The following is a 25,079-nucleotide window of genomic DNA, read 5'->3' as shown; positions in this document are numbered from 1 at the left end:
ATGCACGTGCGGCGCCACCGGGCACGTGCCTACCCGGCGGCGCCGCACCGATGCGCGACACACGCGCTCAGAGGCGCGCGATCGACACTTCCGTCGACTTCACGAGCGCGACGACTTCGGCGCCGACCTTCAGTTCGAGTTCGTCCACCGAACGGGTGGTGATCACCGACGTGACGATGCCGAACGGCGTCTCGACGTCGACTTCGGAAACCACGGACCCGCGAATGATCTCCTTGACCTTGCCCTTGAACTGGTTCCGTACGTTGATTGCAGTGATGCTCATCGGGATGATCGCTCCGAAGAAAAAAATCTCAGAACGGGCGGCCGGAGCCGCCCGGAATTAAACGGCCCAGCGGATCTGCCCGACCGGTCGAACCTCGTCTGCTGCTTGTTCCGCGTGTTGATCGGCCGTACCGGCGCCGCCGGCGAGCACGCGTTTCAGCACGCGATCCTCCAGCGCCGCGAATGCAGCCGACGCACGGGCACGCGGCCGGTCGAGCGGCACCGACTGGTCGAGCGCCACGCGCCCCTGCTCGATCAGCAGGATGCGGTCGCCGAGCGCAACGGCCTCCTGCACGTCGTGCGTGACGAGCAGCGCGGTGAACCGGTGCTCGCGCCACAGGCGCTCGATCAGCGCATGCATTTCGATGCGGGTAAGCGCATCGAGTGCGCCTAGCGGCTCGTCGAGCAGCAGCAGTTGCGGCCGGTGCACGAGCGCGCGGGCCAGTGCGACACGCTGCCGCTGACCGCCCGACAGTTGAGCGGGCCAGTCGTTCGCGCGTTCCAGCAGCCCGACTTCGTCGAGCACCGCGCGGGCCTGGTCGCGCGCGCCGCGGCCGAGGCCCAGCATCACGTTCTGCAGCACGGTCTTCCATGGCAACAGGCGCGCATCCTGGTACATGATCCGCGTATCGAGCACGCCGCCGCCCTCGCCGCGCGTCACGAGCGCGCCGCTGCTCGGCTGCTCGAGCCCCGCGACGAGACGCAGCAGCGTCGATTTCCCGCAGCCGCTGCGGCCGACGATCGCGACGAAGCTGCCGCGCGCGATGCCGAGCTCGACGTTGTCGAGCACCGTGCGGGCGCCGAAGCGCTTGCTGACGCCCGACAAGGTGACCGCATCGTCGGAAGCCGGGGCGCCCGCGCGCCGCCGCGCGAGCGGCACGACCGATGCGCTGCCGTCACGTTCGAGGATCGCCGCATCGCGCGCATCGCCGTCCGCAACGCGGGCCTGCGCCAGCTCGGCCTCGAGGTCTGCGCCGGCGAGCGGGCCGTAGGCGGCCGCCGAGGTCGTCGCATTCATGCCTTTGCTCCTGATTGATAAGCGGGGTGCCAGCGCAGCGTCACGCGTTCGAGCCATTTCGCCAGCACGTCGGCCAGCTTGCCGAGCACCGCGTACAGCAGGATGCCGACCACCACCACGTCGGTTTGCAGGAATTCGCGTGCGTTCATCGTCATGTAGCCGATGCCCGACTGAGCGGAGATCGTCTCCGCGACGATCAGCATCACCCACATCAGCCCGAGCGCGAAGCGCACGCCGACGAGGATCGACGGCAACGCGCCGGGCAGGATCACGTCGCGGTACAGCGCGAAGCCGCGCACGCCGTAGCTCTTCGCCATCTCGATCAGGTTCGCGTCGACCGAACGGATCCCGTGATAGGTATTGATGTAGACGGGGAAGAACACGCCGAGCGCGACGAGGAACAGCTTCGCCTTCTCGTCGATGCCGAACCACAGGATCACGAGCGGGATCATCGCGAGCGCCGGGATGTTGCGGATCATCTGGATCGTCGAATCGAGCGCGACCTCGGCGGCTTTCGACAGCCCGGTCGCAAGCCCCAGCGCGAGGCCGACGCCGCCGCCGATCGCGAAGCCGAACAGCGCGCGCCACGTGCTCACTTTCACGTTCGCCCACATTTCGCCCGACGTCACGAGCGACCACGCCGCGCGCACGACCGCCACCGGCTCGGGCAGCACGCGGGTCGACAGCCAGCCGGTGCGCGCACCGACTTCCCACGCCACCAGCAACGCGAGCGGCACGAGCCACGGCGCGACGCCGCGCCATGCGCGGGCGGCCACGGCGATACCCGTCGCCGACGTTTTCGTTGTCATCGCAAGCCTCCTCGCTCAGCTTTGGCTCGTCTTCGGCAGATAGTTGTTGCCGACGATCTCGCCGAACGGCCCCGACAGCGGGCCGGCCGCCTTCTCGACGCCCTTGCCCTTGATCAGCGGGAACACGAGCTCCGCGAAGCGATACGACTCCTCGAGGTGCGGATAGCCGGACAGGATGAACGTCTCGATGCCGAGATCCGCGTATTCGCGCATGCGTTCGGCGACCTGCTCGGGATTGCCGACGAGCGCCGTGCCGGCGCCGCCGCGCACGAGCCCCACGCCGGCCCACAGGTTCGGATAGACCTCGAGCGCGTCGCGGCCGCCGCGCTTGCCGCCGTGCAGCGCGGCCATCCGGCGCTGGCCTTCCGAATCCATGTTCGCGAACGCCTTCTGCGCACGCGCGATCGTGTCGTCGTCGAGCCGGCTGATCAGCCGCTCGGCGTCGCGCCACGCTTCGTCCTCGGTCTCGCGCACGATCACGTGCAGGCGGATGCCGAACTTGATCTTGCGGCCGCGCGCGTCGGCACGGGCGCGGATGTCGGCGATCTTCTTCGCGACGGCCTCGGGCGGCTCGCCCCAGGTCAGGTAGGTATCGATGTGATCGGCGGCGATCGCGTGAGCGGCCGGCGACGAGCCGCCGAACCACAGCGGCGGATGCGGGTGCTGCACGGGCGGATAAAGCGCCTTGCCGCCTTTCGACTGCAGGTGCTTGCCGATATAGTCGAACCCGCCGTTGTCGTGCGACGCGGTCAACAGCCCGCGCCAGATGTTCAGGAAATCGTCGGTGATCTCGTAGCGCGTGTCGTGATCGGCGAAGAGACCGTCGCCTTCGAGCTCGGCCGCATCGCCGCCCGTGACGACGTTGATCAGCAGGCGGCCGCCCGACAGGCGGTCGAACGTCGCGGCCATCCGCGCGGCCAGCCCCGGCGAAGCGATGCCGGGGCGCACGGCGACCAGGAACTTCAGGCGCTGCGTTGCCGGAATGAGGCTCGACGCGACGACCCACGCATCCTCGCAGGAACGACCGGTCGGCAGCAGCACGCCGTCGTAGCCGAGCGTGTCCGCCGCCACGGCGACCTGCTTGAAGTAATCGTAGTCCGCGGCACGTGCGCCTTCGGCCGTGCCGAGATAGCGGCTGTCGCCGTGCGTGGGGATAAACCAGAACACATTCATCTGCTGCTCCTGCTTGACTGTCACTGCCGAAATTTGAAAAAACATCGCCCTGCTCGCGTCGTGGATGAGCGACGCATGCATGGTGTGCATTCGAATCGGGATGGCTCGCCGGTCAGGCCGTGCAGCGGACGAGGACGCGATCGCACGGCTGTTTCCGGGAAATCAGTCTAGGGATCGGTACAGGGCTTTGGAACGATTTTTTTGAGCTTAGGTTTTCCGCTTTCGTGATTAGCACGACGCTGGAGCGAATATCGCCGCGGCGGGGCCCTATAATGACGCACCTATCCGAATAACTCCGCGCGCCCGGCCCCAGCCGTGCGCGCCTGCGATGCGCTCATCGATGCAGAAAGTCATCCTGCCCTTCCTGTCCGGCTTCCTGGCCGCCCTGTTCTTCCGCGAGGCCACCCTCGCCCTCCTTCACACGGCCGACCTGATCGCCGCGACCGGCTTCTCGACACAACCGTTCGCGCCGCTCGGCATTCCTGAATTTGTCGCGAATGCGCTGATCAGCGCGTGCTGTGCGATTCCGATGGCGTGGTTGTTGCGCGTCTCGCCGGAACGCGAAGCATCGTGGGTCGGCGCGCTCGTGTTCGGCGGTATCGTTCTGACGGCCGCCCGCGTGTTCGCGATCGATCCGCTGCGCGGTATCTGGCCGTCGGGCAACATGATGCCCGTGCTCGCGGCCGGCTTCGCGGCGAATGCGGTGTGGGGCTTCGGCGCGCTCGTGTTCATGCGCGCCTTCATGTCGGACGACGCGGGCGACGAATAACGCCGGGCCGGACGACACACCCCTCGGGCCTGGACCGGCCGACGTCCATGAAAAAGGCCGCGTGCACATGCACGCGGCCTTTTCGTTTCTGCCTCGCGCGTCGATCGAACGCACGGGTCGTGCCCGATCGACGTCAGTCTTTCAGTTTGCGCAGCGGATGCGTGTCGGGCGCCCACGGGCTGTCGAACATCGCGAGCACGTCGGCGCGGTCGACGTCGGCGGCCGACTTGAAACGCCACACGGGCTTGTGATCCTTGTCGACGATCAGCGCACGCACGCCTTCGATCACGTCGCCGCGCGCGAAGGTCGAGCGTGTGAGATCGAGATCGCGCCGCAGGCAATCGGCCATTGTCGCGCCGCGCGCGCGTTCGACGACTTCGAGCGACACGGCCATCGACAGCGGCGACAGCTGCTCGCGCATCGCGTGGGTCGCCTTCTCGACCCACCCGTCGACCGCCGCGCAATCCTGCTCGGCGTCGAGCGACGCGAGGATCGCGTGGAGGTCGGGCTGCGCGAAATGCCGGTCGATCCCGGCGCGCGCGTCGGCGAGCGCCGACGTGTCCGGCGTCGGCACGACCTTGTGCGCGGCGGCCGCCTCGGTCACGCAGGCGACGGCCTGCGCACCGTTGTCGACGCGCACGCTGCGCAGCGTGTCGAGCAGCGCCGGCAGCGCGGCATCGGGCAGATAGACGTCGGCGAGTTGCGCGTACAGCGCGCCGGCCGCGTCGAGCGTCGCGCCCGTCACCGCGAGATAACGGCCGATCGCGCCGGGCGTACGCGCGAGGAACCAGCTCATTCCGACGTCCGGGAACAGGCCGATGCGCGTTTCGGGCATCGCCATCTTCGTCGAGTCGGTCACGACGCGCAGGCCGCCCGTATGCCGCGCCGCCTGCGAAATCCCCATGCCGCCGCCCATCACGACACCGTGCATCAACGCGATGTACGGCTTCGGATACGTGAAGATCGCATGGTTGAGCGTGTATTCCTCGATGAAGAACGTGTCGACCGCATCGCGGTCGCCGCGCTGCCACGCGTCGTGAAAGAAGCGCACGTCGCCGCCCGCGCAGAATGCGCGCGGATGCGGGCTGTGCACGACGACCGCGACGACGTCGGGATCGTCGCGCCACGTATCGAGCGCCTGCTGCACCAGCCGGATCATGCCGACCGACAGCGCGTTCAACGCCTTCGGCCGGTTCAGTTCGAGAAAGCCGATGCGGTTCGCGACATACGCACGCACGTCGGGCTGGGCGGATTCGGCGGAAACGGCGGCGGAAGTGGAATCGGTCATGAAGGTCATCCGGCAAACGGCAGGCGCACGCTCAGTGCGCCTGCATCTTCGAAAACAGGTTCAGCACGACGACGCCCGAGATGATCAGCCCGAGGCCGATCACCGCCGGCAGGTCCGGCACCTGGCGATAGAGCAGCATCGCGACGAGCGTGATCAGCACGATGCCGGCGCCCGACCAGACTGCATAGATGATGCCGACGGGCATCGTGCGCAACGTGAGCGACAGGCAGTAGAACGCGACGCCGTAACCGGCGACGACGAGCACCGACGGCCACAAGCGCGTGAAACCGTCCGCCGCGCGCAGCGCGGACGTGCCGATCACTTCCGCGACGATCGCGATCGCGAGCCATGCGTAACCGGGCAGTTGCATCGCTCAGCTCCTTGCGAGAGCCAGTACCGCATAGTCGTGACCGAGCTCGGCGCACAGCGCCTCGACGACGAACTCGTGGTCCGCGCGCTGCGGCAGCCCGGACGCCGTGATCGAGCCGATCACGCCGGCGCCGGCGACGGTCAGCGGAAACGAACCGCCGTGCGACGCATACTCGGCGACCGGCAACCCGTGCTTGTCCGCGAGCGTCGCGCCGGCCTGCTGCATGCGCAGGCCGATCGCGTACGAGCTGCGGCGAAAATGCGCGACGACGTTGCGCTTGCGGCGCACCCAGTCGGCGTTGTCGGGCGTCGCGCCCGCGAGCGCCGCGTAAAACAGCGGCTGGCCGAACGTGACGATGTCGATCGCGATCGCATGACCGCGCGACGTCGCGAGCGCATGCATGCGGTTGCCGAGCGCCCATGCGCGGGCCGGGTCGAAATGGGGAAACACGAGCGCCTGTTCCTGCGCGCCGATCGATTGCAGATCGTGAGCGATGTCCATGAATCCGTCGATGCAGTAGTGAAAGTCGCAACGGCGCCGAGGCGATCGCGCAGGGCCGCTGCCGGAATGACGACACAAACCGCTCGATTCTAGCGCACGTGCTTCCCCGTACCGGCCCCACCGGGGCCCGCGATCCGGTCATCAGAAAACACTTGCACGCATTCGGGTTAGCCCATATAATCTATTTCTTCGACGGACGCGGGGTGGAGCAGTCTGGCAGCTCGTCGGGCTCATAACCCGAAGGTCGTAGGTTCAAATCCTACCCCCGCAACCAACCGTCCAGAATTTCGCAAAAAGCCCGGCTTCACGCCGGGCTTTTTGCTTTTGCGCGTCCGGGCGCCGCCCCCTCGTCGCACACCCGACCGCCGTTTCGCGCGACACGCCGCGGCATGCGCGGGCGTTCGAGAATGCCGCGGCCCGGTGATACACTCGCATCAACTCGTCCCTTCCACTCGACATGAAATTCTGCTCCGTCTGCGGTCACGAAGTCCTCGCGCGCATTCCTCCGGGCGACAACCGCGAGCGCTTCGTCTGCGATCACTGCGGCACGATCCACTATCAGAATCCGCGCAACGTCGTCGGTACGGTCCCGGTCTGGGGCGACCAGATCCTGCTGTGCCGCCGCGCGATCGAACCGCGCTACGGATTCTGGACGCTGCCGGCGGGCTTCATGGAAATGGGCGAAACGACCGCGGAAGCCGCTGCGCGCGAAACGCTCGAGGAAGCCGGCGCGCGCGTCGAGGTGCAGAACCTGTTCACGCTGCTCAACGTGCCGCACGTGCACCAGGTCCACCTGTTCTACCTTGCGCGGCTCACCGATCCGGGCTTCGAAGCCGGCGAGGAAAGCCTCGAAGTCAAACTGTTCGACGAGGCCGACATCCCGTGGGACGAGATCGCGTTCCCGACCGTCAGCCAGACGCTGCGCTTCTTCTTCGCCGATCGCGCCGCCGGCGACTACGGCGTGCACACCGGCGATATCTTCCGCTCGCTGCGCAACGGCTGAGCCCCGCACCCATGGTTCCCTGGCTCGGTCCGGACGATCCGTTTCCGTCCATCGAACGCGCGCTCGGTCCCGCGACCGGCGCCCCCGGGCTACTCGCCGCGAGCGCCGACCTGCTGCCGTCGCGCCTCATCGACGCCTACCTGCGCGGCATCTTCCCGTGGTACTCGGACGGCCAGCCGGTGCTGTGGTGGAGCCCCGACCCGCGCATGATCCTCGTGCCGGCCGAATTCAAGGTCGCGCCGTCGCTGCGCAAGACGCTCAAGCGCGTGCTGCGCGAGCCGGAATGGGAGGTGCGCGTCGATCACGATTTTCCCGGCGTGATGCGCGCGTGCGCGCAGGCGCCGCGCCGCGGGCAGCGCGGCACCTGGATCACCGCCGAGATCATCGACGCCTATACGTCGCTCTACCGCACCGGCAACGCGCACAGCATCGAGACGTGGCGCGGCGGGCGCCGCGTCGGCGGCCTCTACGGCGTCTCGTTCGGCCGGATGTTTTTCGGCGAGTCGATGTATGCGGACGTGACCGATGCGTCGAAAATCGCGCTGGCCGCGCTCGTCGCACACCTTCGCGAGCAGGGGCTGGAAATGATAGACTGCCAGCAGAATACGTCGCATCTAGCGTCGCTCGGCGGCCGCGAGATCGCACGCAAGGCCTTTGTCGCTCACGTGCGCCGCGCGGTAGCCGAACCGCCGATTCCGTGGCAGTTCGACAAGCGCGTGCTCGCCGCGCTGACGAGCTCCGCCGAAACGGCGGCGCCCTCCGGGACCGAGCGCTAGCGCGGCACTCCTTCCCTGCATCGAGAGCTGCCCATGACTCACCCGACTGAGCTGCCGCTTTCACCGCTTTCGGCGCTGCAATTCTATGCAACGGCGCCCTATCCGTGCAGCTATCTGGACGGCCGCATCGCGCGCTCGCAAGTCGCGACGCCGAGCCACCTGATCAATTCCGACATCTACACCGAACTCGTGAAGGCCGGCTTCCGCCGCTCGGGCGTCTTCACGTACCGCCCGTACTGCGACGGCTGCCGCGCATGCGTGCCGGTGCGCGTGCCGGCCGGCGAGTTCGTGCCCACGCGCACGCAGCGCAGGATGTGGAAGCGGCACCGCGCGCTGGTCGCGACGGTCTCGCCGCTGCACTACGACGAAGAGCATTACGCGCTCTACATGCGCTACCAGTCCGCGCGCCACGCGGGCGGCGGCATGGATCGCGACAGCCGCGACCAGTACGAACAGTTCCTGCTGCAAAGCCGGATCAATTCGCGCCTCGTCGAATTCCGCGACCTCGACGCGCCGGGCGGCGAGCCCGGCAAGCTGCGGATGGTCAGCATGATCGACATCCTCGGCGACGGGCTGTCGTCGGTGTACACGTTCTTCGAGCCCGACGACCGGCACACGAGCTACGGTACCTACAACATCCTTTGGCAGATCGAACAGGCGAAGAGCCTCGGGCTGCCCTACGTGTACCTCGGCTACTGGATCCGCGAGAGCCCGAAGATGGCCTACAAGGCGAACTTCCATCCGCTCGAAGGACTGATCGACGGCCGCTGGAAGGCGCTCGACCCGGAACGGTTCGACCTGCCGCCCGTCGACGCGGCGCTGGCGCGCGCGCCATTGCCGGGCGGGCATTCCGGCACGGGCTGACGCGCGTCGCGGCGGCTACGGAGCGAAGCTCGCCCGTGCCGTGCAACTCCCGGTAAAATAGCGGGTTGTCATTCATTCGGCTGTCCGCCCCATTCCCGTGTTCAGTTCCCTCTACCCGCTGGCCCGCGCATCCCTGTTCAAAATGGATGCGGAAGACGCTCACCACCTTACGCTGCGCGCGCTCGGCGCGGCCGGCCGCACAGGCCTCGCCTGCGCGCTGTCGGCCCGCGTGCCCGACGCGCCGCGCACCGTGATGGGGCTCACGTTCCGCAACCCGGTCGGCCTCGCGGCCGGCCTCGACAAGGATGGCGCGGCCATCGACGGCCTCGCGGCGCTCGGTTTCGGCTTCATCGAGGTCGGCACGGTCACGCCGCGCCCGCAGCCCGGCAATCCGCGCCCGCGGATGTTCCGGCTGCCGCAGGCCGAGGCGCTGATCAACCGGATGGGCTTCAACAACCACGGCGTCGACCAGTTCGTGAAGAACGTCCAGGCCGCCCGCTATCGCGGCATCCTCGGCCTGAACATTGGCAAGAACGCCGACACGCCGATCGAGCGCGCGGCCGAGGATTACCTGTACTGCCTCGAGCGCGTGTACCCGTTCGCGAGCTACGTGACGATCAACATCTCGTCGCCGAACACGAAGAACCTGCGCCAGTTGCAGGGCGCGGGCGAACTCGACGCGCTGCTCGCCGCGCTGAAGGACAAGCAGCAGCGCCTCGCCGACCTGCACGGCAAGCTCGTGCCGCTCGCGCTGAAGATCGCGCCCGATCTCGACGACGAACAGGTCAAGGAAATCGGCGACACGCTGCTGCGCCACAAGATCGAAGCGGTCATCGCCACCAATACGACGCTGTCGCGCGCGGCCGTCCAGGGCCTGCCGCACGCGGACGAAGCCGGTGGCCTGTCGGGCCGCCCCGTGTTCGATGCGTCGAACGAAGTGATCCGCAAGCTGCATGCGGAAGTCGGCAACGACGTGCCGATCATCGGCGTCGGCGGCATTTTCTCGGGCGAGGACGCGCGCGCGAAGCTGGCGGCCGGCGCGGCGCTCGTCCAGCTCTATACCGGTTTCATCTATCGCGGCCCGGCACTCGTGTCGGAGTGCGTGAAGGCGATTGCCCGCGAACGCAGCGCGTAATATAGTCATAAGCAAACGATATTTAGATATCGATAGCATTTTTGCTATTATAGGTCTCACTATCCGACTCATTGACCCGGACAGGGCAAGGAACACACGATGAAATTTTCGCTGCTGAAGAAGCTGCTGGTGGCCGGCGTGATCGGCACGTCGTTCGCTGCGGCAACCGCGCATGCGGCCGACCTCCTCGATCAGGTCAAGCAACGCGGCACGCTGCGGGTCGGCCTCGAAGGCACGTTCCCGCCGTTCAACTCGAAGAGCCCGCAAGGCGAACTCGTCGGCTTCGACGTCGACATCGCGAAAGCCGTCGCGGCGAAGCTCGGCGTGAAGGCCGAATTCGTGACGACCGAATGGAGCGGCATCATCGCGGGCCTGCAGGCCGGCAAGTTCGACGTGATCGCCAACCAGGTCGGCATCACCGACAAGCGCAAGGAAACGCTCGACTTCTCGCCGGCGTACACGTACTCGTCCGCGCAGCTGATCCAGCGCAAGGACGACACGCGCCAGTTCAAGTCGCTGGAAGACCTGAAGGGCAAGAAGCTCGGCGTCGCGCTCGGCACGAACTACATGGACATGGCGAAATCGGTGCCGGGCATCGACGTGAAGACGTATCCGGGCGCGCCCGAGTACCTGCGCGATCTCGCGGCCGGCCGCCTCGACGCGGCGCTCAACGACCGCCTGATGCTCGCGTACCTGACGAAGAATTCCGATCTGCCGTTGCGCCCGGGCGCGAACGTCGGCTCGGCGAACCCGTCGGGCATCCCGTTCAAGAAGGGCAACCCGAAGTTCCAGAAGGCGATCGACGACGCGATGGCGCAACTCGAGGCCGACGGCACGTTCACGAAGATTTCCGACAAGTGGTTCGGCATCGACGTGACGAAACCGATCAAGTAAGCACGCCTGCATTTCCCGCCCGACGGCGGGCCGGAAAGGGCGGCATCCGCAACGATGCCGCCCTTTGTTTTATCGGTCCGGTTTATGATTGCGCTTTCGCGCACGCATTCGCTTCGTATTCCATGTCGACAACGTCCCTGCTCGTCCAATCGCTGCCGGTGCTCGCCCAGGGTGCCGTTCTGACCGTCAAGTTCGCCGTGCTGTCGATGGTGTTCGGCCTGCTTGGCGCCGTCGTGCTCGCGATGATGGGCATCCGGCAAAGCGAAGCGCTCGACGGCTTCGAGCGCATCTGGGTCAACGCGCTCGCGTGGCTGGCGCGCGCGTACGTGAGCCTGATGCGCGGCACGCCGCTGCTCGTGCAGATCTTCGTCATCTATTACGGGCTGCCGAGCCTCGGCATCTCGCTCGATCCGACGCCGGCCGGCGTGATCGCGCTGTCCGCGAACGTTGCAGCCTACATGTCGGAAAGCATGCGCGGCGCGATCAACGGGATCGCGCGCGGCCAGTGGCTCGCCGCGTACAGCCTCGGGCTGTCGTGGGGGCAGACGCTGCGCTACGTGATCGGCCCGCAGGCGCTGCGCATCGCGGTGCCGAGCCTGTCGAACAGCCTGATCAGCCTGATCAAGGACACGTCGCTCGTATCGGTGATCACCGTGACCGAACTGCTGCGCAGCGCGCAGGAAGTGATCGCGGCCACCTATCAGCCGCTGCCGCTCTATCTCGCCGCCGCGGCCGTGTACTGGATCCTGTGCCAGATCCTCGAATGGGTGCAGCGCTGGTACGAAAAGCGCCTGTCGCTGCCGTCGCGGCACTGAGCCGCGCAGTTGCGCCGGGCCACGCTCGCGGGCCCGGCACCCTTCTTCCCGCTTACTCGCCCGAATAACGCACGCCGAGCACGGCGCGCGCCGCGTCGGTCATCGCGATCATCTGCCGCGAATGGTCGTGCGTCATGATCGGGCTTTCGGTCTCGCCCGCGCGCAGCAGGTCGCAGAAATGCGCGGTTTCGTAGTTCAGCCCACCGCCGTCGACCGGCGCGTCGAGTTCGACGGTGCGCCCGTCCGCGTAGCGGATCGTCGCACGCGCGGGGTTCCACCACTTCTCGTGAATCGTCACGTGGCCGCCCGCCGCGGCAATGAGCGCGTCGCCGCGCCCCATCACGTCGAGGCCGCAAAAGAGCTGCGCGATCCCGCCGTTCGCATGCACGCTGTTCAGGCTCGCGAACAGGTCGACACCCGTCGCGCCGACGCGGCCGAGCGTCTGCACGTCGCGCGCCGCGCCGAGCCAGTCGACGGCAAGGAACGCCTCGTAGATGCCGATATCGAGCAGCGCGCCGCCCGCGCAATCGAGCCGATAGACGGAATGGTCCCCCGGCACCGACGACGACGCGCAGCCGGCTCGCACGAGCCGGATCTCGCCGATCGGATCGTCACGCAGGTGCGCGCGCAACTGACGGTACAGCGGGAAGAACGGCGGCTTCATCGCCTCCATGAAGAGCAGCCCGGCATCGCGCGCCGCGTGCAGCACCGTGTCGAGTTGCACGGCGTTCAGCGCCGCGGGTTTCTCGCACAGCACGGCCTTGCCGGCAGCCAATGCGGCCAGCGTGTACTGCGCGTGACTGTCATGGAGCGTCGCGATGTAGACCGCGTCGATATCGCTCGAGAGGAGCGCATCGAGGCGCGCGGCAGGCGCGCCGCCGTAAGTCTCGCAGAAGGCGGCCGCTGCATCGGCGCGGCGGGCCCAGACGCCAGCGAGCGTGGCGCCCGGCACGTGCGCGAGGCTTTGCGCGAAGCGGCGCGCAATGCTGCCTGCACCGACGATGCCGAAGCGCACCGGGCGATGGTCGTTGTCGTTCATCCTGATCTTCCGTGTCGGTCGTATGACGGTTGCCGGCACGCTGCCGGCCGGCCGTCATGATAAACGGCCCGGCACACGGATGAGCGATACGCGCAACGTCAGGCACGCACCGGCACGTCGACCGAGAAATCGCGCGAAATCTCGTCCGCGCTGAAATCGATCAGCGCGAGCGAGGCCGCTTCGGCTTCGCGCGGGTCGCGCCGTTCGATCGCATCGACGACGCGCGCATGCGCCTTCACCGCGATGTCGTGCGCGCCTTCCTTCTGCACGACGCGCGGATTCACGAGACGCACTGCCCCGCGCACGATCGCCGCCATCTGCTGGAAGAACTGATTGCCGCTCGCCTGGACGATCCGCGTATGCAGCAGCTCGTCCGCCGTGTCGTAGCCGGGGTCGCCCGGCTGCAGCACCTTGAACGCATCGAACGCTTCGCGAATGCCCGCGATGTCGGCCGCCGTCGCACGCACCGCCGCCTGCGCGGTCGCGCGTGGTTCGATCAGCATCCGGAATTCGATGACGTCGCGCATGAACTGCGGATCGGGCTTTGCCCGGAATCGCCAACTCACGACGTCTTCGTCGATCATCCGCCAGTCGCGCATCGGCCGCACGCGCGTACCGACTTTCGGACGCACGTCGAGCATGTCGCGCGCAAGCAACATCGACAACGCTTCCCGCATCACCGTGCGGCTCACGTCGAACTCTTTCGACAGCACGTCCTGTGACGGCAAGATGCCGCCGTACTTGTCTTCGACGATACCCGCGACAAGCCCATCCATCACTTTGGCGACCAGTGACCGGTCTTTGCCCTGCTCCATGACACCTCCCCGTGCGTCGATTTGCGAACACCTGCTCCGCAGTTCCGCCGGCCCTGGTTACTACTGTTCTTATGATCTATAAGTTGATGAGTTCGACGATATTTCGCTATCTGGTAAACACCTGACAGGGTTATCCCTCTTTTGAACGAGGTGATTTATACGGCTAAAAAAAAGGCCCGGGAAGCGCGCCGCGCCTGCCGGACCCCGGTTTCCACAAGATTTATATATCCAATCCGTGACGGCAGATAGCGCGCCGTTACGGACTGCTTCTCATTCAGATTCAGCCAGCCGGATAAACGATCGTTTCAACGCCGTTTTCCGTGCCGAGCAAGCACAGATTCGCGCCGCGCTCGGCGAACAGGCCGACCGTCACGACGCCCGGCCATGCGTTCACCTGCGCTTCGAAACCGCGCGGATCGGCGATCTGCAGGCCCTTCACGTCGATGATCTCGTTGCCGTTGTCCGTGATGTAGGGCGCGCCGTCCTTCGTCACGCGCAGCACGGGCACGCCGCCGAGCGCGGTCACGCGCCGGCCGATCGCCGTGCGCGCCATCGGCACAACCTCGATCGGCAGCGGGAATGCGCCGAGCACCGGCACGCGCTTGCTGGCGTCCGCGATGCACACGAACGTGTCGGCCACCGACGCGACGATCTTCTCGCGCGTCAGCGCGCCGCCGCCGCCCTTGATCATCGCACCGCTCGCGTCGATCTCGTCGGCGCCGTCGACGTACACCTGAAGCGACTCGATCTCGTTCAGGTCGAACACCTTGATGCCGTGCGATTTCAGGCGTTCGGTCGTGGCAACCGAGCTCGACACGGCGCCGCGATAGCGCGATTTGACGGCGGCGAGCGCGTCGATGAAGCAGTTGGCGGTCGAGCCGGTGCCGACACCGATCACCGCACCTTCGGGTACGTTCTGGATCACGTAATCGGCGGCGGCCTGGCCGACGAGGCGTTTGAGTTCGTCTTGAGTCATGGCGTGGTAATGCTGCGGGATTGCGGAAAACCGCCAGTTTACCGGAGTCGGCGGACCGCCCTGCGTTTTTCGGCGGCCGATGCGCCGCGTATTCAGTGCGTGTCGGCGGCCGGCGCGGGGTCCGCCGCTTGCGTGCCGGGGAAGTACTTGTCGAGCAGCGCCTGCGCGATCGCGTCGCTTTCCGCGTCCGGGTTGCCCGCGTAGTCGGACGGCCGGAAATGCATCTGGAACGCGGCGAACACGCGCCGCGTGCGCGTGTCGAGCACGCCGTCGGTCGGCACGTCGTAGCCGTAGCGTGCGAGCTTGAGCTGCAGTTCCCGCACGTCGACCGGCGCGTGCGGATCGCGGCCGCCGAGCCGTGCCGCGACGGTCGCGTCGTCCGGCCATGCGCCGACGCCGGCTTGCGCGAGCGCATGCCACGGGAACAGCGGCCCGGGATCGATCTTGCGTTGCGGCGCGATGTCGCTGTGCCCGACCACGCGCGTCGGCGCAATCCCGTAGCGCGCGACGATGTCCTTCGACAGGTGGATCAGCGCGCCGACCTGTTCGGGCGGATACGGCTGCCAGGTGCGTTGCTGCGGATCGAGTGGGCCGCGGTTCACGTTCTCGATGCCGATCGACACCGCGTTCAGCTCGGTCGTGCCCTGCCATTCGCTGATACCCGCGTGCCACGCGCGCCGTGCTTCCGGAACGAGCTGGTAGACGACGGGCATCCCGCGCTCGGTGCGCGGCTGCGGCGGGATGACGTAATGCACGCTGACCGACTCGCCGGTCAGCGTGCGCAGCGATTTCGCCTCGTCGCTTTCGGTGTAATGCATCACGAGAAAGCGGATCCGCGAATCGGCGCCGCGCGCATGCAAGCTCGTGTCGGCGTAGTAGGCGCCGCGATCGACGAGCGTCGGCGACGTACAGGCCGCCAGCAGGCCGAGCACGGCGCAGGAAACGCCGACACGGAACAGGGTCATCGGTCTCGGATTCCGGAGAGCTTGCATCGGGGCACGCGTCGCGCGCGGGACGGGCCGGCCCTCGGTCGGGTCAGCCTCGGGGTCAGCCCTTCGCGCGTCGCTGGCGCACGGCTTCGTACAGGCACACGCCGCTCGCGACCGACACGTTCAGGCTTTCCACGCTGCCGGCCATCGGGATGCTCATCACTTCGTCGCAGGTGTCGCGCGTGAGCCGGCGCATGCCTTCGCCTTCCGCGCCCATCACGAGCGCGACCGGGCCGTCGAGCTTCGTCTCGTAGAGCGTCGCCGGCGCCTCGTCCGACGTGCCGATGATCCACACGCCGGCTTCCTTCAGCTCGCGCAGCGCGCGGGCCAGGTTCGTCACCGTGATGTACGGCACCGTATCGGCCGCGCCGCTCGCCACCTTGGCCGCGGTCGCGTTCAGGCCCACCGCCCGGTCGCGCGGCGCGATCACCGCGTGCGCGCCGGCCGAATCGGCGACCCGCAGGCACGCGCCGAGGTTGTGCGGATCGGTGACGCCGTCGAGCACGAGCAGCAGCGCGGGCCCGTTGATGCCGTCGAGCAGTTCGGACAGGTTCTGCGCGAGCGGCATGTCCTCGACGCGCGCGACGACGCCCTGGTGGCGCTCGGTATGCGCGAGGCCCCACAGGCGCGTTTCGTCGGCCGCGATCAGCCGCACGCCCGCTTCCTTCGCGGCGTGCAGGAACTCCTGCATGCGGCGGTCGCGGCGCGTCTGGTCGTACAGCACCTCCGCCACCGTCGATGCATCGTGCCGCATACGTGCGGTCACCGCATGAAAACCGTAAAGAACCTTCAGACGTGACATGACTGGAACAACCTTCGATCAAACGTGCGGCCGCGCGACATGCGCAGCCGCGATCCATGGAAAAGGAAAGCGCCGCGTGGCCGGCCGATGACCGGTGACGCGGCGTCTCTCGATACTGCAGGGCGTGCGCTTGCGCCGCCCCGAACGCTCAATACTTCTTGCGGGCGCGGGCCTTCTTCGCGGCCGGCTTCGCCGACGCACCGCCGCCACCGCCCTTCTTCTTCGCGGCGCCACGCGCGGCGCGCGCTTCCTTCACCGCGACGCTCGGCGCGCTCGCGGCCGTCTTGCGGCGCGGCACGGTTTCCTCCGTCGGCGGCAGCGCGCGCACGCGCGGGCCGCTGCCGTTGCGATCGACGCCAGCGGCCGGCGCGGGCGACGGACGCGGCGCCTTCACCGGCGTATCGCGCACGAGCCGGAAATCGATCTTGCGCGCATCGAGATCGACGCGGCTCACCTGCACGCGCACGCGATCCGACAGGCGATAGCGGATGCCCGTGCGTTCGCCGCGCAGCTCGTTCTTGATCTCGTCGTACTGGAAGTAGTCCGAGCCAAGCTCCGTCACGTGCACGAGCCCTTCGATGAACAGCGTGTCGAGTTGCACGAAGATGCCGAACGACGTCACGCCGTTCACCATCCCGCCGTACTCCTCGCCGAGCTTGTCGCGCATGAAGTAGCACTTGAGCCACGCTTCGACGTCGCGCGACGCTTCGTCCGCGCGGCGTTCGTTCGCCGAGCAGTGCAGGCCGAGCTCTTCCCAGATCGCCGTGTTCGAACGCGAGCGGCCGCGCGCTTCGTCGTCGGCCTGCTGCATCGCGCGGGCGCGCGGCGACAGCGCGGTGTTCAGCTCGAAGCCTTCCGGCGCCTTCGGCACGTACTTCTTGCCCGACAGGATCGCGTAGATCGCGCGGTGCGTGAGCAGGTCCGGATAGCGGCGGATCGGGCTCGTGAAGTGCGCGTATGCCTCGTACGCGAGACCGAAGTGGCCGATGTTGTCCGGGCTGTAGACGGCCTGCTGCATCGAGCGCAGCAGCATCGGCTGCAGCATCTGCGCGTCCGGCCGGTCGCGGATCTGCGCCATCAGCGCCGCGTAGTCGCTCGCATGCGGCTTGTCGCCGCCGCCGAGCGACAGACCCATGCCGCGCAGGAACGCGCGCAGGTTCTCGAGCTTTTCCGGCGTCGGCCCCGCGTGCACGCGGTACAGGCCCGGATGCTTGTTGCGCTTCAGGAAATCGGCCGCGCAGACGTTCGCGGCCAGCATGCATTCCTCGATCAGCTTGTGCGCGTCGTTGCGCTGACGCGGCACGATCTGCTCGATCTTGCCCTGCGAGTTGCAGACGATGTAGGTCTCGGTCGTGTCGAAGTCGATCGCACCGCGCTTTTGCCGCGCGGCGAACAGCGACTTGTAGACGCCGTACAGATCCTGCAGGTGCGGCAGCAGATCGGCGCGGCGCGCAGCCTCCGGCCCCTTCGTGTTCGACAGCACGGCCGCGACTTCGGTGTACGTCAGGCGCGCCGCCGAATGGATCACGGCCGGATAGAACTGGTATGCCTTGATCTCGCCGCGCGCGGTGATCACCATGTCGCACGCGAGCACGCAGCGGTCGACCTGCGGATTCAGCGAACAGAGGCCGTTCGACAGCTTCTCCGGCAGCATCGGGATCACGCGGCGCGGGAAGTAGACCGACGTGCTGCGCTCGAGCGCGTCGGCATCGAGCCCGCTACCCGGCTGGACGTAGTGCGACACGTCGGCGATCGCGACGATCAGCCGGAAGCCGTCGCCGCGGCCGACCTTGACCGGCTCGCAGTAGACGGCGTCGTCGAAGTCGCGGGCGTCCTCGCCGTCGATCGTCACGAGCGGCACGTCGCGCAGGTCGACGCGGAAGCGCAGGTCGGCCGGCCGCACCTTGTCGGGCAGCGCAGCGGCTTCGTCGAGCGCCGGCTGGCTGAATTCGTGCGGCACGCCGTACTTGCGCACCGCGATTTCGATTTCCATGCCCGGATCGTCGATATCGCCGAGCACTTCGACGACACGGCCGAGCGGCTGCGAATGGCGGCTCGGGAAATCGGTCAGTTCGACGACGACGACCTGCCCGACCTTCGCCTTCTTCACGTTCTGCGTGATCAGGATGTCGTGGCCGATACGCTTGTCTTCCGGCGCGACGATCAGTGCGCCGTTCTCGTTCAGCAGGCGGCCGATGACGCGCTTGTTCGCGCGCTCGGTGACTTCGACGACATGACCTTCCGGCCGGCCGCGGCGATCGTAGCCGACGATCCGCGCGAGCACACGGTCGTTGTGCATCACCTTCTGCATTTCGCCGTTCGGCAGAAACAGATCGTCCTGGCCGTCGTCGCGGATCACGAACCCGTAGCCGTCGCGATGCCCCTGCACACGCCCCGCGACGAAATTCGACGGATGAGTCAACTGGTAGTGGCCGCGCTTGTCGAGGCGGATCTGGCCGTCGCGCTCCATCGCGGCGACACGCCGGAAGAACCCCTCGCGCTCCTGACGCTTGATCGACAGGGCTTCGGCGATGTCGTTGGCGGCCAGCGGCGCGTCGCTCGTACGCAGCACGCCGAGAATCTCTTCACGGCTCGGAATGGGGTACGGATATTTGCTCAAGGGTTTGTCGATGATTGTTCTCGTTGCGTTGACCGATGGTGCACGGCATCAACATAGAGGTGTCCGTCCGAGACAGTTCTATATTGACGGCGGCGGGTCATTCTATCACCCGCCCGTGTCGCCAAATGACGGGGAATGCCGCGGCCGCGCACGGTGGCGGCCGGTTTGCGATGCGCCGCAAAAAGGTGTTGACAGGAATAATTGGGGCGCTATAATTTCGCTTCTTTGCAGCAAGCAGCTACTGCAAAACGTGCCCAGGTGGCGGAATTGGTAGACGCACTAGGTTCAGGTCCTAGCGGTGGCAACATCGTGGAGGTTCGAGTCCTCTCCTGGGCACCATCTGTTTTTAAAAAGGTCGGCTTTCAGCCGACCTTTTTTTCATTTCAAGCTCGGGAAACACCGCGCCCGCATACTTGTACGAAGGTGCGCAGGCCTCGCGCTTCCCGGCGCGTCCGTGGGCTGAAGACATTCTCCCGGAACGCACGGCCCGGCCGGGCGCCTTTCCCGCGCTACCGCCCGGCCTCGCAAGCGCCTTGCCCGACTTCTCCGCCATTACGCCTTCAACGGACTATCCACGCCCCTGGAGCAGATCGGCCATATCGTCGGCATGTTCTTCCTCGACCGCGAGAATCTCCTCGAACAGCCGGCGCGTCGTGACATCCTTCTCGCCGAGGTAGCGGATGATCTCCCGATACGTGTCGATGGCGATCCGCTCGGCGACCAGATTCTCGCCGATCATGCTGGTCAGGTCCGTGCCTTCCCGGTACTCCGAATGCGCACGCGTTTTCAGGCCGTCCGGCGCGAAATCGGGTTCGCCGCCGAGCTGCACGATGCGCTCGGCGATCCGGTCGGCGTGCTCCTGCTCTTCGGTCGCATGCTGCGCGAATTCCTGCGCCACGGCTTCGGAATTGATGCCCCTGGCCATGAAGTAATGCCGCTTGTAACGCAGCGTGCAGACGATCTCGGTCGCCAGCGCGTCGTTGAGCAGCTTCAGCACCTTGGTGCGGTCCGCGCCGTACGTTTGCGTGACCGGGCCGTCCGACATGTGCTTGCGCGCGTCTTCGCGAATTTTCTTGAGGTCCAGCACGAACGGGTCGCTGGATTCAGGTACCGCGTCATGGGTTGCAGGTGATTTCGTCATCGATCTGCTCCTTTATCCGGTAAGAAAATCTGCTGCCCGCCTTGGACAGCAAAATCGATACCTGCCCGGTACTGCTCGACCATCCCGCAGCGGACAGGCCCGCCCGCGGTACGGCAATTGCTGCCTTCCTGCCGAAGGCCGGCCCGTGAGGGGGCCGGACCGCAAATCTCAAGACCTTCGCCATGGCCTTACCGAACGCGTCCGGAATGACGATCGCCAGAATGGCAGGCAAAGTCGTTGCATGGCTCGTCGCAGTACTGATCATTCTGATCGCGGCGATCGCGCTGTTCATTTTCACGTTCGACTGGAATCGGGCACGGCCCATGGTCGACGACAAGGTGAGCGCCGCGATCGGTCGTACGTTCACGATCAACGGCGACCTGACCGTGAGCTGGCATCGCGCCAGCGGCGAAACCGGCTGGCGTGCGTGGGTTCTCTGGCCTACCTTTGCGGCGCGAAACATCACGATCGCGAACCCGGACTGGACGAAACAGCGGTACTTCGCCACGCTCGACGAAATCGACTTCCAGGTGAAGCTGCTTCCGCTGATCACGCACGACATCGTCATTCCGGTCATCCATCTGGTGAGTCCTTCCATCGACCTCGAACGCGTCGCCGACGGACGAAACAACTGGACCTTCAAGCTCAAGTCCTCCGCGCACCCGCTCGAGTGGAAACTCGACCTGCACGACATCCGGCTCGACCAGGGCAGCATCGCGCTGTTCGACCAGCAAAAAGACGTGGCGATGCAGGCGACGGTCAACACGCTCGGCCATGCGATCCCGATCGGCGAAGCCCTGAAACAGCAGGAAAACAAGTCGCGCAGTGCGTCGGCCGAAGTGGTCGGCAAGCGAGGCGCGCAAAAGCTGAGCACGCAAGCGCAAGCGGCGGCATCTGCGGCGTCGGCAGCATCCGGTGTATCGGCAGCGCCGACCACGCCCGGAAGCCCCGCTTCGGCTGCCCAGCCGCCCGCAAGCGGAACGGCTGCCGCCGTCACGCAACAGACGGGCGAGCCGCAATACGGCATCGGCTGGACAGCGACAGGCAGCTACAAGCATTCGGCGTTGTCGGGTAACGGCAAGCTCGGCGGCGTGCTCGCGCTGCAGGATGCGTCGCGGCCCGTCCCGGTACAGGCCGACGTCAAGGCCGGCGACCTGCATGTTTCACTGGTCGGTACCGTCACCGACCCCGCCCATCTGGCTGCCGTCGATTTGCGCCTGTGGCTGCAAGGCTCGAGCCTCGATCGCCTGTATCAATTGACGGGCATCACGCTTCCCAAGACCCCGCCCTACGCCACGGAGGGTCATCTGACGGGCAACATCAAACCCGGCGGCAGCGTGTTCCATTATGAAAAATTTTCAAGCCGCGTGGGCGGCAGCGATCTCGACGGCACGCTGATCTATACGCAACGCGCACCGCGGCCGCTGCTCACGGGCGAGGTGGTCTCGAATCTTCTGCAGTTCAAGGATCTGGCACCGGTGGTCGGCGCGGACAGCAACGCGAGCAAAGCCAGGCGCGGCGACAGCGCGCGTCAGCCGCCGAACAAGGCCCTGCCTGTCGAAGGCTTCCGGACCGAGCGCTGGAAGGCGATCGATGCCGACGTGAAATTCACGGGCCGCCGCATCATCAAGGATCCGGCGCTGCCCATTACGGATCTGTACACGCACATCGTGATGACCGATGGCGTGCTGTCGCTGGAGCCGCTCAAGTTCGGCGTCGCGGGTGGCTCGATCGCGTCGGACCTTCATCTCGACGGCCGCGAGCGGCCGCTCAAGGCACGCGCGTCGACGCGCGTGCGCCATCTCAAGCTGAAGCAGCTGCTGCCGACCGTGAAGACGATGCAGAGCGCGCTCGGTGAAGTCAATGGCGACGCGCAGTTGTCCGCGACCGGCAACACGCCGGCGGCGCTCGCAGCCAGCTCCAACGGCGAGGTGAAGCTGCTCGTCACCGACGGCGTGCTGAGCCGACTGCTCATGGAAGCCGCGGGCCTGAACGTCGCGAATGTCGTCTACGAAAAGCTGTATGGAGATCGCACCGTGCACATCAACTGCGCGGCCGCCGATTTCGTGGTCACCGATGGCGTGCTCGATTCGCATGCGTTCGCACTCGACACGGACGACGCCGTCATCAACATCGACGGCAAGGTGAACATGAAGAACGAAACGATGGATCTCGGCGTACACCCGCACACGAAGGGCTTCCGCATTTTCACGCTGCGCTCGCCGCTCTACGTCAGGGGTACCTTCAAGAATCCGCACGTCGGCGTGAACCCGACCGCGCTCGCGCTACGCGGCGGCGCGATGGTCGGCCTCGGCATCGTCAATCCATTCGCCGCGCTGATTCCGTTGATCGCGCCGAGCAACCACAAACCACTGCCGTGCCGGCAACTGATCGCGGCGATGCAGTCGCAGCAACCGACCGCGCCGCCGCCGGGCCAACGCAAGAAGGCCAAAGGGCTGCGCCTGCCGCCGGGCACGCCGGTCGGGGACGCGACTCATTCCTCCGCCCTCGGCATGCCGTTGCCCAAGACAACTCGCTGACTCTCGTCGTTGTACCGGCGATCGTTCCGCCCGAACACGGAACGGCTGACGATTCGCCGCCGGGCACGAGCTTCGCGCGTTGGGGGAATTCGATGCCGCCCATTGCCGGCTGCCGCAACGAGGCGGCTGGAGCGGCGATCGCCCGGCCTGACTCAGCGGCGAGGCAGGAACCGACCGATACCGCGCGCCGTCGGTACTGCGCATTGCGGGCCGCGGCGACCGTGACGATCTCGTTGCCACCCTCGCGGTGAGCCCGCCCCGCCAGCGCGGGCTGCGTGCGAACAGTACTGGCTACGCGCACTTCGCGAGGGACGGCTTTCGCGACGCGCGTCGCGCTGCCTCCACTACGTCGTCGTCGCCCAGACGCGGTACATCATCCTTCGCCTTCCCAATCGTGCCACTCGACCGAATGGGATTTCAGATACGCCGACACGGTTTCGCCGACCGTCGGCATGAAGTGGTCTTCGCCGATCCGCTCGTACAATCCGTATCGCTTCAGGCTGTCCTTGACCGGCCCCTTGAGTTCCGCGAAGCATAGCTGCATGTCCGCATCGTCGAGTTCGTCGTCGAGCCTCGCCAGCATGTCGGCGGCTGTGACGTCGATATCCGTCACGGGCTCGGCCGCGATGGCGACCCAACGGGTACGGGTGGGTGCATCGCGCGCCGCGGTCATCACGCGCTCGTGAAAGATTTCCGCGTTGGCGAAGAACAGCGGCGCATCCCAGCGCAGCAGAACCAGCCCGGGGATGCGCCGCGCGTCCGGATGACGCGCGATATCGTGATAGCCCTTCACGCCGTCGCGCCGGCCGAGCACGGCCGAATACGGGCGCCACGCCCGCCAGAGGAAAGCCAGCACGGCAAGCCCGAGGGCGATACCGACGCCGGCCACCACGCCCGACAGCACGACCCCGGCAAAGCATGCGAGGGACTGCACGAATTCCGGACGGCGCAACCGATAAAGCCGCCGCAGGCCGGCGATTTCGATCAACGAAAACGATGCGGCGACGACCACGGCCCCGAGGGTGGCTTGCGGCGTATCACGGAGCGCCTGCGGGGCAAAAACCAGCAACGCCGCCACGATGAGTGCGGCAATCAGGCCGCAGGCCTGGCTCTTCGCACCGGCCCCCTCGGCGACCGGCGTGCGCGATCCGCTGGCCGCGACCGAAAATCCCTGGAACAGCCCTGCTGCAATATTTGCGATCCCGAGCGCGACGAATTCGCGATTGCGGTCGACACCGTCCCCGCTGCGCAGCCCGTAAATCTGCGACAGCATGCTGATGTCCGTAAACGACACCAGTGCGATCGCGGCGGCACTTGCCGATAGTGCGAGCCATTCGCTCGGCGCAAGCGCCGGAAAGTCCGGCAGCGGTAGGCCGCGAGGCAACGTGCCCACTACGCTGATGCCCGTCCGGGCCGCCAGATCGAAATATGCAGTCCCGACGGTGGCGACGGCCACGGCCACCAGCACCCCCGGCAGTTTCGGTGCCCAGCGTCTGAACGCCAGGATAACGGCGAGCGACAGCACACCGATTGACAAGGCCGCGAGGTTCGTTTTTCCGGCGGCAATGGCGCTCGCCAGCGCGCGCAACTGTTGCAGAATCGACGCTTCGTGCACGGTCAGACCGAGCAGCTTCGGTAACTGACTGACGATGATCGTGACGATGATGCCGTTCAGATAGCCGTAGCGGATCGGCGTGGACAGCAGATCGGTGATGAAGCCCAGCCGGAACAGGCCGACCGCCAGACAAAGGGCGCCGGACAGCAACGCAAGCGCGCCCGCGAGCGCCGCCGCATGCGCGAGGTTGCCGTGCGCGAGCGGCACGATGCTTGCCGCGATCAGCGCAATGAGCGCCGAATCGGGCCCGAGCACGAGGATGCGGCTCGGCCCGACCGCCGCATAGGTGACCAGCGCGGCAATCGACGCATAGAGCCCCGACGCGGCGGACAGGCCGGACGCGATCGCGTAGGCCATGCCGGCGGGCACCAGCACGGCGCTCAGCGTCACGCCCGCGGTGGCGTCACCCGCCAGCCAGGCCATCCGGTACGTGCTGAGCCACGCGATACCGGGCACGCGGCGGGCGATTTCCTTCAATCGTCGTACGATGCTATCGCTGACCACACGTGTCGCTCCCGCGTGTCTTGGCCGGGTCATGAACTTTCGGATCGCGTGGTTCCATGACGAGCCCTCTCCCAACCGTCCACCGGCGCGGGCGGCACACTGCCGCTGTAGTGAACAGCCCGGTCGACGCTGTCTGCAGGCTGCCGCGAACGCCGGCGTTTGCGCAACGCCTTCGGATCCATTGCACTGCGCCTGTTCCGACGCGTCAGGCGGCGCAACGGAAACGCCACGCGTCGGTTCGGGTGCCCGTTCGCAGCAAGCCGCGTACCTGGCACCGGCACGCAACCGGTTGAACCACTTCGATTCGTATGGCCCCTTCTCGATTACGAGCAGTCGCTTTG

At 66.7% G+C, this 25,079-nt stretch carries 23 protein-coding genes and 2 tRNA genes; 10 read left to right on the top strand and 15 right to left on the bottom strand.

Annotated elements, in window-relative coordinates; all coding sequences use genetic code 11:
* Positions 1-67 precede the first annotated feature (67 nt).
* The 4 genes from WS89_RS05635 to ssuD are packed head-to-tail and all read right to left on the bottom strand — an operon-like array spanning position 68 to position 3,282.
* Positions 68-283: a TOBE domain-containing protein gene (locus WS89_RS05635; protein ID WP_006476104.1), complete on the bottom strand. Its 216-nt coding sequence runs from the start codon at positions 281-283 to the stop codon at positions 68-70.
* Positions 284-340: 57 nt separating this feature from the next.
* Positions 341-1,300: an ATP-binding cassette domain-containing protein gene (locus WS89_RS05630; RefSeq protein ID WP_059789795.1), complete on the bottom strand. Its 960-nt coding sequence runs from the start codon at positions 1,298-1,300 to the stop codon at positions 341-343.
* Positions 1,297-2,109 (bottom strand): aliphatic sulfonate ABC transporter permease SsuC, encoded by an 813-nt coding sequence (ssuC, locus tag WS89_RS05625; RefSeq protein ID WP_059789794.1) that lies wholly within the window; start codon positions 2,107-2,109, stop codon positions 1,297-1,299. Before ssuC ends, WS89_RS05630 begins: the two co-directional genes overlap by 4 nt.
* A gap of 15 nt (positions 2,110-2,124) precedes the next feature.
* Positions 2,125-3,282, bottom strand: a complete 1,158-nt coding sequence (gene ssuD / locus WS89_RS05620) for an FMNH2-dependent alkanesulfonate monooxygenase (RefSeq protein WP_059789944.1) — start codon at positions 3,280-3,282, stop codon at positions 2,125-2,127.
* A gap of 340 nt (positions 3,283-3,622) precedes the next feature.
* Between ssuD and WS89_RS05615 the strand changes: the two genes are divergently transcribed.
* Complete coding sequence (locus tag WS89_RS05615) at positions 3,623-4,051, top strand: hypothetical protein (RefSeq protein ID WP_034207173.1); 429 nt, start codon at positions 3,623-3,625, stop codon at positions 4,049-4,051.
* A gap of 133 nt (positions 4,052-4,184) precedes the next feature.
* On the opposite strand, the gene WS89_RS05610 is transcribed toward WS89_RS05615, so the two are convergent.
* Genes WS89_RS05610 through WS89_RS05600 form a run of 3 tightly spaced genes read right to left on the bottom strand, consistent with a single transcriptional unit; the run spans position 4,185 to position 6,210 of the window.
* Positions 4,185-5,339 (bottom strand): enoyl-CoA hydratase/isomerase family protein, encoded by a 1,155-nt coding sequence (locus WS89_RS05610; RefSeq protein ID WP_059789942.1) that lies wholly within the window; start codon positions 5,337-5,339, stop codon positions 4,185-4,187.
* A 31-nt stretch (positions 5,340-5,370) separates the two neighbouring features.
* A complete protein-coding gene (locus WS89_RS05605; RefSeq protein WP_373557105.1) occupies positions 5,371-5,703 on the bottom strand; it encodes a DMT family transporter in 333 nt (110 codons plus the stop codon).
* A 9-nt stretch (positions 5,704-5,712) separates the two neighbouring features.
* A complete protein-coding gene (locus tag WS89_RS05600) occupies positions 5,713-6,210 on the bottom strand; it encodes a heme-degrading domain-containing protein (protein ID WP_006476110.1) in 498 nt (165 codons plus the stop codon).
* 197 nt (positions 6,211-6,407) lie between these two features.
* On the opposite strand from WS89_RS05600, the gene WS89_RS05595 reads away from it, so the two are divergent.
* The 7 genes from WS89_RS05595 (at position 6,408) to WS89_RS05565 (ending at position 11,697) form a co-directional block, all read left to right on the top strand.
* A tRNA-Met gene (locus tag WS89_RS05595) sits at positions 6,408-6,484 on the top strand.
* A 183-nt stretch (positions 6,485-6,667) separates the two neighbouring features.
* On the top strand, positions 6,668-7,213 hold the full coding sequence (locus WS89_RS05590) for an NUDIX hydrolase (RefSeq protein ID WP_006476111.1): 546 nt from the start codon (positions 6,668-6,670) through the stop codon (positions 7,211-7,213).
* 11 nt (positions 7,214-7,224) lie between these two features.
* On the top strand, positions 7,225-7,989 hold the full coding sequence (gene aat, locus WS89_RS05585; protein WP_059789793.1) for a leucyl/phenylalanyl-tRNA--protein transferase: 765 nt from the start codon (positions 7,225-7,227) through the stop codon (positions 7,987-7,989).
* A gap of 33 nt (positions 7,990-8,022) precedes the next feature.
* Complete coding sequence (locus WS89_RS05580; protein ID WP_059789792.1) at positions 8,023-8,853, top strand: arginyltransferase; 831 nt, start codon at positions 8,023-8,025, stop codon at positions 8,851-8,853.
* 97 nt (positions 8,854-8,950) lie between these two features.
* A complete protein-coding gene (locus WS89_RS05575; protein ID WP_027807358.1) occupies positions 8,951-9,988 on the top strand; it encodes a quinone-dependent dihydroorotate dehydrogenase in 1,038 nt (345 codons plus the stop codon).
* A gap of 99 nt (positions 9,989-10,087) precedes the next feature.
* Entirely contained in the window at positions 10,088-10,882 is a 795-nt protein-coding gene (locus WS89_RS05570) for a cystine ABC transporter substrate-binding protein (RefSeq protein WP_034207169.1), read from the top strand.
* A 122-nt stretch (positions 10,883-11,004) separates the two neighbouring features.
* Complete coding sequence (locus WS89_RS05565) at positions 11,005-11,697, top strand: amino acid ABC transporter permease (RefSeq protein WP_006484207.1); 693 nt, start codon at positions 11,005-11,007, stop codon at positions 11,695-11,697.
* Positions 11,698-11,749: 52 nt separating this feature from the next.
* Here the strand turns inward: WS89_RS05565 and WS89_RS05560 are convergent, their stop codons facing one another.
* The 6 genes from WS89_RS05560 to rnr form a co-directional block, all read right to left on the bottom strand.
* The gene (locus WS89_RS05560; RefSeq protein WP_059789791.1) at positions 11,750-12,736 is read right to left on the bottom strand and encodes a Gfo/Idh/MocA family protein; all 987 of its coding nucleotides are present in this window, start codon (positions 12,734-12,736) and stop codon (positions 11,750-11,752) included.
* 98 nt (positions 12,737-12,834) lie between these two features.
* Positions 12,835-13,551, bottom strand: coding sequence for a FadR/GntR family transcriptional regulator (locus WS89_RS05555; protein WP_059789790.1), 717 nt, complete (start codon positions 13,549-13,551; stop codon positions 12,835-12,837).
* A gap of 280 nt (positions 13,552-13,831) precedes the next feature.
* Complete coding sequence (gene rpiA, locus WS89_RS05550; RefSeq protein WP_059499010.1) at positions 13,832-14,527, bottom strand: ribose-5-phosphate isomerase RpiA; 696 nt, start codon at positions 14,525-14,527, stop codon at positions 13,832-13,834.
* A gap of 92 nt (positions 14,528-14,619) precedes the next feature.
* Complete coding sequence (locus WS89_RS05545; RefSeq protein WP_059789789.1) at positions 14,620-15,492, bottom strand: N-acetylmuramoyl-L-alanine amidase; 873 nt, start codon at positions 15,490-15,492, stop codon at positions 14,620-14,622.
* 82 nt (positions 15,493-15,574) lie between these two features.
* Complete coding sequence (gene rlmB, locus WS89_RS05540) at positions 15,575-16,318, bottom strand: 23S rRNA (guanosine(2251)-2'-O)-methyltransferase RlmB (RefSeq protein ID WP_059499012.1); 744 nt, start codon at positions 16,316-16,318, stop codon at positions 15,575-15,577.
* A gap of 148 nt (positions 16,319-16,466) precedes the next feature.
* Positions 16,467-18,938, bottom strand: a complete 2,472-nt coding sequence (gene rnr / locus WS89_RS05535; protein ID WP_059789788.1) for a ribonuclease R — start codon at positions 18,936-18,938, stop codon at positions 16,467-16,469.
* 252 nt (positions 18,939-19,190) lie between these two features.
* Here rnr and WS89_RS05530 point away from each other — a divergent pair.
* Positions 19,191-19,277: transfer RNA gene (locus WS89_RS05530), tRNA-Leu, on the top strand.
* A gap of 229 nt (positions 19,278-19,506) precedes the next feature.
* On the opposite strand, the gene WS89_RS05525 is transcribed toward WS89_RS05530, so the two are convergent.
* Positions 19,507-20,079 (bottom strand): ferritin-like domain-containing protein, encoded by a 573-nt coding sequence (locus WS89_RS05525; protein ID WP_034207163.1) that lies wholly within the window; start codon positions 20,077-20,079, stop codon positions 19,507-19,509.
* Positions 20,080-20,261: 182 nt separating this feature from the next.
* Between WS89_RS05525 and WS89_RS05520 the strand changes: the two genes are divergently transcribed.
* On the top strand, positions 20,262-22,619 hold the full coding sequence (locus WS89_RS05520; protein ID WP_059789787.1) for an AsmA family protein: 2,358 nt from the start codon (positions 20,262-20,264) through the stop codon (positions 22,617-22,619).
* Positions 22,620-22,992: 373 nt separating this feature from the next.
* On the opposite strand, the gene WS89_RS05515 is transcribed toward WS89_RS05520, so the two are convergent.
* A complete protein-coding gene (locus tag WS89_RS05515) occupies positions 22,993-24,771 on the bottom strand; it encodes a SulP family inorganic anion transporter (protein ID WP_059789786.1) in 1,779 nt (592 codons plus the stop codon).
* Positions 24,772-25,079: the final 308 nt, after the last annotated feature.

The organism is Burkholderia sp. MSMB1072 (assembly GCF_001524725.1).
GTDB lineage: Bacteria > Pseudomonadota > Gammaproteobacteria > Burkholderiales > Burkholderiaceae > Burkholderia.
This window is presented reverse-complemented; position numbering and strand designations above follow the sequence as displayed.